Source organism: Rhabdaerophilum calidifontis (assembly GCF_008641065.1).
Lineage (GTDB): Bacteria > Pseudomonadota > Alphaproteobacteria > Rhizobiales > Beijerinckiaceae > Rhabdaerophilum > Rhabdaerophilum calidifontis.
In genome coordinates, this window is the sequence record NZ_VTRS01000009.1 from 59377 (window position 1) to 72089 (window position 12713).

Consider the following 12713-nt stretch of genomic DNA (forward strand, 5'->3'; position numbering starts at 1 on the left):
GGGGTTGTCGTTCTTCTGCGCAGCCTAGAGAAAAAGATCGGTGTCGGGCTGTCCAAGGCATGGACTACTGTCGATAACGCGCGACGTCTTGAACAACGTTGTCGACGAGCTGTCTCGGCAGTTCCGCAAAATCAAATTGGGCGAACACCGGGCGCAATAGCGAAAAGACCATTTCCTCTGTGTTCAATGCAATCTCGCCAACACGCCCTGAAATTTGCGAAGAAATCGAGTCTTCATGCGCCATGCCACCGCGATGCAACATGTAGCGCAATCGATGCTGTGTCAGCCTCCTACCATTGGTTCCGAAGTATGTGACGCGCATCTGGAAGGCGGCATCTCCGGATGCATAAGTTAAACCGAGCCACTCGATTAATTTTAACATTTCGGTCATGCGGTAGATCGGCAGTTCCCAATCAAACCCCGGCCGATGAGGGCGAGGCGCTAGATTGGCGCCATAATCGGGATCGTCCTCCTGCATCGCCCTAACTAGATATCCGTCGCCATGCACTGACAGACGCCAGAAATCGGAGTGAGACGGGTCGCGGTCACGTCCTTCTTCACCAACTAGCCATGCCTGTATCACGTCTCCCAATGGGCGAGGCGCCATCCCATCTCGATGCAAGGACACGAAGGGCGCCCAACCGCTGTGCCGAGGGCGGTTGTGGTCAAGGTTCCTATTTAGTTCAGCGATATCAGGTTCTTGAAACGGCCTGATCGAAAATGCCACCTCGTAGTTGCCTTGTTCGAGACGCAGTGGATGCCCTTCTGGCAGAGCTGTAAGAACGTCGGCCCGCGCTGCACGAGACGCGCTAATCCAATCTTCGAACGCCTGTTCTTGTGCTGCCGGAGTGAACTCTTGCTCCGGATTTAGAACATTCCTGATTGCGTTGATGAGTTGATCTTGGCGCGCGTGCACCAATCGCTCCAAGAGGCGCTCCCAGTCGTCTTGTGTCCTGCAGGGCTCACTGTTTCCGCCCGGGCGCCTGACATAAACGGTCCCATTGGTAAGCGTTCGGTTGTCGGGGCTTTGCCGCGATGCGAACAGCGGAACTCTGCCAGCGGCCGGAACGGATATCACGGGATGGCCGACCTGGCCGTTGGTCTGACGATAGGTTTCGACAGCGCATTGAATAGCTGGGGTGCAATATCGATGAACGATCGCGGCGATAGCATCCTGCGAAAATGCCGTTTCTTCGTTTTCCTCAGGCTCGATGGGCTGGTGTCCTTGCCCCTCATCATCTGTGAAGCCAATGAATATATGGCCACCACCTGAGTTTGCGAGAGCGATTATCTCCTTAGCAAGCCGCGCCTTTTCGTCGTTTTCAACCACGCCGCCAAGCCAGTTCTTTACCTCCACGAACTCTGACTCCCGCAGTTGGTCAATGAGTTGTTGGACTCTTTCATCTGGCATTGGGGGAACTCGATTTCCTGACAACCAAACGCAGTCTAAGTCCTTATTGCGCGACGCACCATCCCATCCGTCTCCAGCCGCAGCGCTGCTCGCCAGAGCGGCGTCTTCATAAACACCGCTTCTTCGAAGCGATAGCTGGCTGTTCCACGCCCCTGCTGCAGCAGCCCCGCCCAACACAGCGGGCGCAGCACCTGGATGTAGAGTTGCCCCATCACCTCGTCATACCGCGGGATCGGACCCGTCTCGGGCTCGCCGAAGAGCACGCGGCGGAGGTGGGCTCCGGTGGCGCCGTCTTCTGTCTCGACGTTCAGCACGTTCAGGAACACGTCCCAGTTGCCGAGTATCGGTGCGTCCTCGAAGCGGGACATGCTGGCGTGGTTGATGCGGAACAGGAAGAACGGGACAACCGTGCCGAAGATCCGGCCGGGATAGCCAACGAGCGCCTGGCCGGCTTTGGTCAGGCGGAACTCGCCCTTGTAGTGCCGCCCGAGCTTCATTGCGATCATCAGGTCGTGCAGCACCATGAGTGGGGCGAAGTCGGGTTCGTTCAGCACCTTGTTGACGGCGAAGAGGTCCGCCTCGGTGTGGCCGGGCCAGTCGAACGCGGCCGCGGCCCAGTGCACGAACACCCGCCTGAACCCTTTGGACGGCGTCAGGGGAATGCCGCCGTGTTCGCCGATCCAGGCGAAGGTCTTCTCGACCCCGCGCACCATGGGCGAGAACGCCAGCGCCGGATCGGCATCGTCGACCTCGCGGAACGCAATCACCTCAGATCTCCCGCGCGAACCAACGGATGCGGCCGACGATGTGGATCTCGTCGGCCGTTCTTTCGTATTCGGGGTAGTGCTTGTTGTCGGAAATGACGCGCACCGCGGGAGGGTCGCTGTTCGGGATGTGTTCGAGCCGCTTGGCCACCAGCCCCATCCCGTCGTCCAGCACGAAGATGCCGGGCGGGTTTGGGGCGCGGCGGGTCATGTCGACCAGCACCGCGTCGCCGCTCACGAGCGTCGGCGCCATGCTGTCGCCCTCGACGTGCATGATGCGCAGCTGCGACGGACTGGCCTTAAGTTTGTGGCGGATCCACGATTGGCGGAAGTGGTATGTACGGCCGGGCGTATCGCCATCTTCGGTTACCACCGCGCCGCCGCCCATCGCGGGGCGCGGGGTGGCGTGCGCGATGGCCACGAAGGCGTCGTCGGGATTGTCCACGAAGGGGGGCGTACCCTCGACCTCGCCGATGCCGTGGATCAGCCAGTCGCGGTCCACCTTCAGCACGCGGGCGACCTCGGCCAGCCGGTCGATGCCGGGGCGCGCGGAGCGGCCGCGCAGGATGTCGTAGACGAAGGAGCGGTGCACGCCTGCCATCTCGGCGACATGGGCGGGACTGATGCCAAGCTGGTTGGCGCGGGCCCGCAGGCGGTCGGCCAGGGTGTGCTGCTCGGTCATGTTTTCCCCAAGGGTATGTGGATGAAATAGGATAAAACAGGATTGATGCGGACCCGTCAAGCGATTAGAACAAAACCTAAACAATCGCACATGGGAATCGGGGGTCCGGATGGAGATCGAGAAGTCGTATTTCACCCTGCCGGAGATCCTCGAGCGCTGGTCCATGTCCGAGGCGGACCTCGTCTACCTCGCCGAGAACGACCAGCTGCGGCTGTCGATCCGGGTGTTCAACCTCGCGGTCGAACTCGGCGACTACGAGGAGACACCGGAGGGGGAGCGATTCTCCGTGCCCTTCGAGCGGGGCCTGTTCAACGGGCTTCTGGATCTCCACGCCCATGACGTCTTCCAGCTGTTCCGGCATGGCGAGGTGAAGCTCAGCCGCTTCCGCTCGCACAAGGCCGACTATGCCTGCCTGACCGGGGAGCGAGAGCTCATCACCGTGCGGCAGCGCGATCTTTTCCTCAGGCGGGACGAGCGTGACCGCTTCGAGGCCGAGACGAGATTTGCCGGAGCGGCTGCCGGACCACGACCCGGCGCGTTCCATGCCTCAGCCGACTACCAGGATGTCCGCTGCAACGGTCAGCACTTCCGGCTGGGTGCGATCCAGGCACAGGTCGTGCGCGCGCTGCACGAGGCTGCCGGGCGCGGCGAGCCTTGGCAGAGCGGGAAGGCGATCCTCGCCGCCGCGGGCTCGCGCAGCCTCAAGATGTCCGATGTATTCAAGTCGAAGAAGAACTGGCGCCTCCTGATCGAGTCGGATGGCCGCGGCGCCTATCGCCTGCTCGGGCTCTGATCTCGCGCCATCCCTCCCGTCCGCGCGCCCTCTCGATCCCTGCGGTGGGATGTGCCGGGGGATGAGAGGGGGATGGCGATCCCCCACAGAGCCGTTCTCCCTTGGATTGCAAGGCTCCTGACGATCCCCCTCCGCATCCCACTCCAATCCTGACGACATCCCCTCGCGGGATTTCGCATCGTGCTCCCGACAAACGACACCGGGAGACGACGATGCAGCAGAAAACCTGCCTCACACAGAAGGAACTGGCGCGGCGCTGGACGATCTCGCACCGCACGCTCGAGCGCTGGCGATGGGCCGGAGAAGGCCCCGCCTACATGAAACTCGGCGGCCGGGTGGTCTACCGGCTCGAGGACATCCTGGCCTTCGAGAAGGACCAGCTCACGCACACCGCCGACAGCGTTCGGGGGGCGGCATGATGGAGCGCCGTTCCGCCATCCACGGCAGCCGGGTCGTGTCGATCTTCGGCGCCGCCGGTCCTGCGCTCGACGAGGTGGGGCTGTCCGCCTGGATCGCGCAGGCCGCCCCGGGCGAGGCGCTGGTCTATCACCGCGGGTTCCTCGCCGTCGACGCCACCGGGGCCGTCTCGAACCTCACGCCTGAGCGCCAGCGCACCCTGCGAGGTGTCGCGGCCGCCGCCTTGCGCGCCGCCGAGCAGCGGCTCGTCCACCTCGTGCAGGCCCGGCTCGGCCCCGACCACTTCGCCTACATCGCCGTCGCCCGTCCGAAGCCCGGACCTGCCGGCGCCGCCCTCTCGATGCGCCTCCTCGAGGCCGCCTGACCCAATCCCCATTACGGAGGCCCCCATGCCATTCCCGCAGAACACCCCCAGTATCGACGAGTTGATCAACCTGCCCACGGGCGAGATCGCCCAGCTTCCGGTCGAGCTTCTGGCCGCCATGCAGCGCGAGATCGACGCCGCCGCGAAGCAGATGAAGGCCGTCACCGCGCGCTTCTCTACCGCACTCGAGGTCCGTTACGCCACCCGCGCCGCCGAGGCCCGCCGCGCCTGTGGCAAGGACACCGGCACCGTTCGCCTTGCCGATGGCGATTTCACCGTGGTCGCCGATCTTCCCAAGCGCGTCGAATGGGACCAGGCCCGGCTTGCCGCCATGGTCGAGCGGATCCGCGCCGCGGGCGACGACCCGTCCGAATACGTCGAGATCAGCTTCACGGTGCCCGAGCGCGCCTATGCCGCCTGGCCCGAGGCGATCCGCCAGGGCTTCGAGCCCGCCCGCACGGTGAAGACCGGCGCGCTGAAGATCGCGATCCTGCCGCAGGAGGACCGCGCGTGAGCCTCCCCATCATCACCGCCGATCAGCGGCTGGCCGAGACGCGGGGCGTCAAGGGCGTGATCTTCGGTCCGTCCGGGATCGGCAAGACCAGCCTGCTCTGGACGCTCGAAGCCTCGACCACGCTGTTCTTCGATCTCGAGGCGGGTGACCTCGCCATCGAGGGGCTGCACATCGACGTGGTCCGGCCTCGCACCTGGAAGGAGTGTCGGGACTTCGCGGTCTTCATCGGCGGCCCGAACCCGGCGCTCCGGTCCGACCAGCCCTACAGCCAGGCGCATTTCGACGAGGTGTGCGGCCGGTTCGGAGATCCGCGCGTCCTCGCCAAATACGAAACCGTCTTCATCGACTCGATCACCGTGGCCGGGCGGCTCTGCTTCCAGTGGTGCCGCGGTCAGCCGGAGGCGCATTCGGAGAAGACCGGCAAGCCGGACGTGCGCGGCGCCTACGGGCTGCACGGGCGCGAGATGATCGGCTGGCTGACCCACCTCCAGCATACGCGCGGCAAGAATGTCTGGTTCGTCGGGATCCTCGACGAGAAGCTCGACGACTTCAATCGCAAGGTCTTCGTCCCGCAGATCGACGGCTCGAAGACCGGGCTCGAGCTGCCCGGCATCGTCGATCAGGTCATCACCATGGCCAGCCTTCCGGACGAGCTGAACCGGCCTCAGCGCGCTTTCGTCTGCCAGACGCTGAACCCGTGGGGCTATCCGGCCAAGGACCGCTCCGGCCGCCTCGACCTGGTCGAAGAGCCCCATCTCGGCCGGCTGATGGAGAAGATCCGCGGCCCGCTGATCCCTGCGGAACGGCGGCTGACCTATTCGCCGCCGCAGCTGCCCCCGCCGCCAGGTCCGACGGCGACCGACACCCATTCCTATCCCACCAACTGAAAGGACCCGAGCCATGTCCGGTCTCTGGAACGACTTCAACGATGCGCAGTCCAACACGAACCTCATCCCCAAGGGGACGCTTGCCAAGGTGCGGCTGACCTTGCGCCCGGGCGGTTTCGACGACCCGTCGCAGGGCTGGACCGGGGGCTATGCCACCCGCGGCTCGACCGGGGCTGTCTACCTCAACGGCGAGTTCACGGTGACCGAGGGCCAATACGCCAGGCGCAAGATCTTCACGCTGATCGGGCTCTACAGCCCCAAGGGTCCGGATTGGGCCAACATGGGCCGCAGCCTCGTGCGCGGGATGCTGAACTCGGCGCGCGGGATCTCGGACAAGGACCAGTCCCCGCAGGCGCAGGCGGCGCGGCGGATCGGCGGTTTCGCCGATCTCGACGGGATCGAGTTCATCGCCCGGATCGATGTCGGCACCGACGCGATGGGCGAGGAGAAGAACGAGATCCGCGCCGCGGTCACGCCCGACCATCGCGACTATGCGCAGGTCATGGGGCTCGCTGCACAGCACGGCTACCAGCCGCCCGCGCAGACGGTGCCCCAGCAGGCGCCGGTCCAGCAGCCCGCGGCATCGCCGGTGCCTGGCCGCCCCGCCTGGGCGCAGTGAGGGCGCGATGCTCCTCCGTCCCCGCCAGAAACTCTTCGTGGAGCGCAGCCTCGCTGCGCTCTCGACCCGCGGCAACACGCTGGGCGTGGCGCCGACCGGCGCGGGCAAGACGATCATGCTCTCGGCCGTCACCGGCAACATGACCGGGGACGGCGCCAGGGCGTGCGTGCTTGCCCATCGCGACGAGTTGACCAGCCAGAACCGGGCGAAGTTCGCCCGGGTCAATCCCGGCACGGACACATCCGTCGTCGACGCCACGACCAAGTCCTGGGAGGGCCAGGTGACCTTCGCCATGGCGCCGACGCTCGCGCGGGCCGCCAATCTCGCGGCCATGCCGAAGCTCGACCTGCTGGTGATCGACGAGGCGCATCACGCGGTGGCCGAGAGCTACCGCCGCATTATCGACCGGGTGCGCGACGCCAATCCGGAGGCTCGGATCTTCGGGGTCACGGCGACGCCGAACCGGGGCGACAAGAAAGGCCTGCGCGAGGTCTTCGACAATGTCGCCGACCAGGTGCGGCTGGGCGAGTTGATCGCCTCTGGCCACCTCGTCCCGCCCCGGACCTTCGTCATCGACGTCGGCGTGCAGGACGAGCTGCGTTCGGTGCGCAAGACCATGTCGGACTACGACATGACCGAGGTGGCGGAGATCATGGACCGCGCGCCGGTCACCGACGAGGTGATCCGGCACTGGCAGGAAAAGGCGGGTGATCGCCAGACCGTCGTCTTCTGCTCTACCGTCGCCCATGCCGAGCATGTGACGGACGCCTTCCGCGAGGCGAGCGTTCCGGCGGCGCTCATCACCGGCACGCTCGAGGCGGGCGCGCGCAAGGGGATCCTCGACGCCTATGCCGCCGGTCGCCTCCGCGTCATCGTCAACGTCGCGGTGCTGACCGAGGGCTGGGACCATCCCCCCACCTCCTGCGTCGTGCTGCTTCGACCCAGCTCCTACAAATCGACCATGATCCAGATGGTCGGGCGAGGTCTGCGCACCGTCGATCCAGCCGAGCATCCCGGCATCGTCAAGACCGACTGCATCGTGCTGGATTTCGGGACGTCGAGCCTGACCCACGGCACGCTGGAGCAGGACGTCGATCTCGACGGCCACACGCCCTCGGGCGAGGCGCCGACAAAGACCTGTCCGGCCTGCGCGGCCGACATTCCGCTTGGCTCCCGCGAATGCCCGCTCTGCGGCGAGCTGCTGGTCGAGCCCGAGGACGAGGCGCACAGCCAGGAGGCCGGGACCGGCAGCCTGTCCGGGTTCGTCATGTCCGAGATCGACCTGCTGAAACGGTCGAGCTTTGCCTGGGAGGATCTGTTCGGCGACGACGCCGCGCTGATGGCCAGCGGCTTCAATGCCTGGGGCGGCGTGTTCTTCCTCGAAGGCCGATGGCATGCCGTGGGCGGGGCGAAGGGACAGGCGACCTGCCTTCTTGGGGTCGGCGATCGCACCGTCTGCCTCGCGCGGGCCGACGACTGGCTGAACGCCCACGAGAGCGACGAGAGCGCCTTCAAGTCGAAGCGCTGGTTGACCCAGCCGCCGACCGAGAAACAGCTGCAATACCTCTCGCCCGAACAGCAGCAGGATTACGGGCTCACCCGCTACCGCGCCTCGGCGCTGATCACCTTCCAGTTCAACCGCCGCGACATCCGGCGTCTCGTCATGTCGGCCGCGCCCGAGCGGAGGGCGGCGTGAGCCATGTCGCGCAAGTCCCATCCCCGCCCGCAGAGGCTCCGGATCGACCGGGCCGTGATCGCTTCTGGCATCCGCGCCCGGTGCTCTGCGCCGTCTGCACCGCGCGCACCCGCGGCTTCGGCTGGTTCGAACCCCACCGATCACGTCCAACCCGCACCCGCCGCTGGTTCTGCTCCATGGGCTGCCAGTCGGCCTTCACCCGCAAAGCGAAGAAAGGATTGAGCATGGTCGATTTCACCGAAGAGGAAACCCAGGCGCTTCCCGCCGTCATGCGCGCGCTCGCCCCAGAGATGGAGCGCATCGGCTGGGAAAGGCCGCTGGGCCAGCTGACCCAAAACGACATGCACCGGCTGATCGTCGTGACCGTCGAGGCGTTCCGCGCCGAGATGGCCGAGATCGCCGCAGAGTCGGAGATCCCGTTCTGATGCTGGACTTCAACAAGCGCCCCGGTATCGCCGAGCGCATCAATGCGGCCGTGGATGCCGCGCTCGAAGCCGAGCGCGCGGCGACGCAACCGCGCGATTACCTCGGCGCGTCCCGGCTGGGCCATGCCTGCGAGCGCGCGCTGCAGTTCGAGTTTGCAGGCGCGCCGAAGGACGAGGGCCAGGACTTCTCCGGCCGGTCGCTCCGGATATTCGCGATCGGGCATGAGCTCGAAGATCTCGCCATCCGCTGGCTGCGGGCGGCGGGGCTCGATCTGGTGACCCAAAAGCGCGACGGCGGCCAGTTCGGGTTCTCCGTCGCAGGCGGGCGCATCCGCGGTCATGTCGACGGGATCGTCGCCGAGGCCACAGCGGCGCTTGGACTGCGCACCCCCGCGCTCTGGGAGTGCAAGACGATGAACGCGAAGAACTGGCGCGAGACGGTGGCCAAGGGCGTGACCGTCGCGAAGCCGGTCTATGCCGCGCAGATTGCGCTCTACCAGGCCTACATGGAAGCGACGGTGCCGGGCATCAGTGCGAACCCCGCGCTCTTCACCGCGATAAACAAGGACACGGCCGAACTGCACCACGAGCAGGTCGCCTTCAATGCCGATCTCGCGCAGCGAATGTCGGATCGCGGCGTCCGGATCCTGCGGGCGACCGACGCGGGCGAGCTGCTCCCGCGCATTGCCGCCAATCGCGACTTCTTCGAATGCCGGTTCTGCCCGTGGGCCGAGCGCTGTTGGGGTCTGCCGGCATGAGCGACGACAACATCATCCACTTCAATCCCTGGCGGGACTTCAACGACGCAGCACCCCTCGCCGATCCCTTCGCGGTCGAACCGGACGCGGGCCAGATCGCGCGCTTCGTCGATGTGGTCTTTGGCTATTCCGACGGGCTGATCCCGGTTCGCGGTTTCGTCGACAAGGGTCAGGGCAAGGACGGCCGGCCGCACAACATCTGGATCGACGCGGACGCCACCGCGCCCGAGAAGCTCGGCACCTTCGCGGGATGGGCCGCGCGTGAGGGCGCGGCGGTCTATGTCATCCCCGGCACGGTGGCGGAGACGGGTCAGGCCCGCGCCGCGGACGTCCATCAGATGCAGAGCCTCGTGGTCGATCTCGACTCGGGCGACATCCCTGCCAAGCTCGATCATCTCGTTCACCACCTCGGGCGACCGACGCTCACCGTCGAGAGCGGCGGGCGCACGCCCGAGGGCGCGACCAAGCTGCATGTCTGGTGGAAGCTGACAGAGCCCGTCGAGGGGGCGGACCTTGCCCGGCTCTGCCAGCTGCGCGGCGAGATCGCGCTGAAGGTTGGTGGCGACACGCATTTCCGCTCGGCCCACCAGCCGATCCGCGTGCCCGGCACCGTCTATCACAAGGGCGGGCTCACGCGCCTCGTGCAGATCCGCGAGGCGGCCGCTCTAGAGGTCGATCTCGCCGAGATGACCGAGCGCGTCGCCGACATGCCGCCCATGCCCGGCGTCGGCATGGCCACGGCCGAGCTCCGCGAGAAACCCGGCATTGACGACGTGCTGGTGACCCCGGTGCACGAGGGCGGCACGGACGACTGGTCCCGTTTCGAGGGGGCTTCGGCCGCCATCGGCTATTTCCTGCGGCTGGTCCACGAGGGCCGGATGTCGATGGACGAGGGCTGGACGGCGATCTGCGGCTACAACGCCGCGATGCTGCGCCCCGCCTGGCCGCTCGACCGGCTGAAGCGCGAGACGAACCGGCTGTGGGAGCTGCACATCAAGCGGCACGGGCCGCCGCTGATCCGCCTCGACGGCGCGGCCCCAGCGCAGACCGAGCTGCCGACCTTCACGCTGGGCGCGCTTCTGGACGACATAAGCCCGATGCCCGACGACATCATCGGCCCGCGAGTGCTGACGCCGGGCGGGCTCTTGGTGCTGGGCGGCGCGCCCAAGGTGGGCAAGAGCGACCTGCTGATCGCATTGCTGGTGCACATGGCGGCGGGCGTGCCCTTCCTCGGCTTCTCCCCGCCACGACCGCTGCGGATCTTCTACCTGCAGGCAGAGATCCAGTATCACTACCTGCGCGAGCGCATGCAGCAGATCGGCCTGCCACCCGAGCTGATCGCGGCCGCGCGCGACAACCTGATTGTCACGCCGAAATTGCGCATGCTGCTCGATGCCGAGGGCAGCGCCCGCGTGGCCGAGGCGATCAAGGCCGCGTTCCCAGATGTCTCGCTCGACATCCTGTGCATCGATCCGATCCGCAACCTCTTCGATGGCGGCCCGGACGGCGGCGGCGAAAACGACAACGCCGCGATGATGTTCTTCCTCAAGGACCGGGTCGAGGTGCTGCGCGACCACGTCAACCCGGACTGCGGCGTGATCCTCGTCCACCACACCAAGAAGCTCTCGAAGCACCAGGTGAAGGAGGACCCGTTCCTCGCCCTTTCCGGCGCCAGCGCGCTCCGGGGCTTCTACACCACCGGCCTGATCCTGCACCGGCCAGAGGAGGACTCGACCCAGCGCCGCCTCGAGATCGAGCTGCGCAACGGCCCGGCGCTGCCTACGAAGCTGGTGGACAAGGTCAAGGGCACATGGGTCGAGATCAACCCGATGAGCGAGCGGCTCGTGCGCCCCGAGGTCGGCGCGAAGCATGACGCCGAGCGCGATCGCAAGCGGGACGTGATCCTCTCGATCCTGCTCGAGGAGGCGGCCGAGGGGCGGCTCTACACCATCAACCAGTTCGCCGAGGCCTTCGAGAACAAGGGCGGTCTGGGCGGCAAGGACACGATCCGCGACCGGATCGCCGTTCAAGCCACCAAGGGGGCGATCAAGTTCATCCGCGACGGCGCCCCCTACGGGCTTGGGCCTTCGCGGTCGCGCTTCGGATACCTCTGCGTCGAGGGGATGGTCATGCCCACGGACGGCGAGGATGTCGATCCGGCGACCGGCGAGGTCACCCCCGCCAGCATCGCAGTGCTGCCCACCCATTACAAATCGCCGCAGACCGGGGCGCTGCTCGAGGTCGAGAACCCTCAGGTCTGGGTCTATCCGGAGGGGGAACGGCCATGATCACCCCCGCAGATCGCTTCGCGCAGAATTGCGCGCGGGCCAGTTTGAACCAGATGCGGAGCCTTTCCGAAACTGCCCCGCCACCCTCACGCAGAAGCGCGCATGCGTCCGACTTGGCCAGTTTCGGCCCGCTTCCGAAACTGCCCCCGCAGGATTGCGCGGATGCCGCAACCGCTACGCTGCACCCAGTTTCGGGCGAGTCAGTCGAAAGCACCCTCCCGAAACTGGAATTCCCATTTCTTGTCAGCGTGTTGATGCGGTTTTCCAGTTTCGGGGGTGAAACCACCCCCTACGGGGGTGGGGGAGAACGCCGCAGGCGGGTTCTCCCACGCCCACCCCCAGGGGTTTCGCGCGCGTGGCTCGTCCCCGCCCAAACCTCCCGATCCGACGACGGCGGCCCCGTACCGCCAAGCACCAGACCGCCGTCGTCTTCCACCCGAGCAGCCAACCAGAAGAGGAGACCACCCATGGCTGACATGACTCTCGCTACACACCGCCGCGAGGCAATCCCCGTTCTGCCGCCCGTCGTCCGGGCCAACCGGGCGATGCTGGCGCTCGACCTCGGCACCACGACGGGATGGGCGCTGCACGGCATCGACGGGCTGATCACCTCCGGCACCGTGTCGTTCCGGCCCGGCCGCTTCGACGGTGGCGGCATGCGGTATCTCCGCTTCACCAACTGGCTGACCGAGATCGACCGCCTGTCTGGGCCCGTCGCCGCCATCTGGTTCGAGGAGGTCCGCCGCCACGCGGCCACCGACGCGGCCCATGTCTATGGTGGGCTGATGGCCACGCTGACCGCATGGGCCGAACTGCGCGGCATTCCCTACGAGGGCGTCCCGGTCGGCACGATCAAGCGCCACGCCACCGGCAAGGGCAACGCGCCCAAGGAGGCGATGATCGCCGCGGCCCGGGCGCGCGGCTTCAGCCCCGCCGACGACAACGAGGCCGACGCCATCGCGATCCTGCTCTGGGCGCTGGAGACCCAAGGGGGCCTCCAATGAGGCGGTTTCCCCGTGGCTATGGCGGCGAGCGCCGCAACCCCGAACAGGTCAAGCGCGACGGCTGGAAGGAGCAACGCGTATTCGCAGTTTC

14 protein-coding genes are annotated in these 12713 nt (G+C 66.5%); 11 read left to right on the top strand and 3 right to left on the bottom strand.

The annotated features are described in order from the left end of the window. Positions 1-64: 64 nt before the first annotated feature. From FWJ24_RS13170 to FWJ24_RS13180, 3 genes are read right to left on the bottom strand one after another with little or no spacing between them, the layout of a single operon-like run. The gene (locus tag FWJ24_RS13170; RefSeq protein ID WP_150288300.1) at positions 65-1411 is read right to left on the bottom strand and encodes an ATP-binding protein; all 1347 of its coding nucleotides are present in this window, start codon (positions 1409-1411) and stop codon (positions 65-67) included. 35 nt (positions 1412-1446) lie between these two features. After that, positions 1447-2178: a hypothetical protein gene (locus tag FWJ24_RS13175; protein WP_150288301.1), complete on the bottom strand. Its 732-nt coding sequence runs from the start codon at positions 2176-2178 to the stop codon at positions 1447-1449. A 1-nt stretch (position 2179) separates the two neighbouring features. After that, a complete protein-coding gene (locus FWJ24_RS13180; RefSeq protein WP_150288302.1) occupies positions 2180-2857 on the bottom strand; it encodes a LexA family transcriptional regulator in 678 nt (225 codons plus the stop codon). Positions 2858-2966: 109 nt separating this feature from the next. Here FWJ24_RS13180 and FWJ24_RS13185 point away from each other — a divergent pair, with 109 nt between their 5' ends. From FWJ24_RS13185 to FWJ24_RS13235, 11 genes are all read left to right on the top strand, one after another. After that, the gene (locus tag FWJ24_RS13185) at positions 2967-3650 is read left to right on the top strand and encodes a hypothetical protein (protein WP_166443713.1); all 684 of its coding nucleotides are present in this window, start codon (positions 2967-2969) and stop codon (positions 3648-3650) included. A gap of 212 nt (positions 3651-3862) precedes the next feature. Then, positions 3863-4069, top strand: a complete 207-nt coding sequence (locus FWJ24_RS13190) for a helix-turn-helix transcriptional regulator (protein WP_036707919.1) — start codon at positions 3863-3865, stop codon at positions 4067-4069. After that, entirely contained in the window at positions 4066-4431 is a 366-nt protein-coding gene (locus FWJ24_RS13195; protein ID WP_036707921.1) for a hypothetical protein, read from the top strand. Before FWJ24_RS13190 ends, FWJ24_RS13195 begins: the two co-directional genes overlap by 4 nt. A 25-nt stretch (positions 4432-4456) precedes the next feature. Then, positions 4457-4945, top strand: coding sequence for a hypothetical protein (locus FWJ24_RS13200; RefSeq protein WP_150288304.1), 489 nt, complete (start codon positions 4457-4459; stop codon positions 4943-4945). Next, positions 4942-5832: an ATP-binding protein gene (locus FWJ24_RS13205; RefSeq protein WP_150288305.1), complete on the top strand. Its 891-nt coding sequence runs from the start codon at positions 4942-4944 to the stop codon at positions 5830-5832. Before FWJ24_RS13200 ends, FWJ24_RS13205 begins: the two co-directional genes overlap by 4 nt. A gap of 13 nt (positions 5833-5845) precedes the next feature. Then, the gene (locus FWJ24_RS13210) at positions 5846-6451 is read left to right on the top strand and encodes a hypothetical protein (protein WP_150288306.1); all 606 of its coding nucleotides are present in this window, start codon (positions 5846-5848) and stop codon (positions 6449-6451) included. Positions 6452-6458: 7 nt separating this feature from the next. Beyond that, positions 6459-8147 (top strand): DEAD/DEAH box helicase, encoded by a 1689-nt coding sequence (locus FWJ24_RS13215; protein ID WP_150288307.1) that lies wholly within the window; start codon positions 6459-6461, stop codon positions 8145-8147. Next, positions 8144-8572, top strand: coding sequence for a DUF6511 domain-containing protein (locus FWJ24_RS13220; RefSeq protein WP_150288308.1), 429 nt, complete (start codon positions 8144-8146; stop codon positions 8570-8572). The genes FWJ24_RS13215 and FWJ24_RS13220 overlap by 4 nt, the downstream gene beginning before the upstream one ends. After that, positions 8572-9330 carry a PD-(D/E)XK nuclease family protein gene (locus tag FWJ24_RS13225; RefSeq protein WP_150288309.1) on the top strand — a complete coding sequence of 253 codons (759 nt, stop codon included), beginning with the start codon at positions 8572-8574 and terminating at the stop codon, positions 9328-9330. Before FWJ24_RS13220 ends, FWJ24_RS13225 begins: the two co-directional genes overlap by 1 nt. Continuing rightward, complete coding sequence (locus FWJ24_RS13230; protein ID WP_150288310.1) at positions 9327-11618, top strand: AAA family ATPase; 2292 nt, start codon at positions 9327-9329, stop codon at positions 11616-11618. The genes FWJ24_RS13225 and FWJ24_RS13230 overlap by 4 nt, the downstream gene beginning before the upstream one ends. Before the next feature lie 545 nt (positions 11619-12163). Further along, a complete protein-coding gene (locus FWJ24_RS13235; RefSeq protein WP_206110852.1) occupies positions 12164-12622 on the top strand; it encodes a crossover junction endodeoxyribonuclease RuvC in 459 nt (152 codons plus the stop codon). Positions 12623-12713 lie beyond the last annotated feature (91 nt).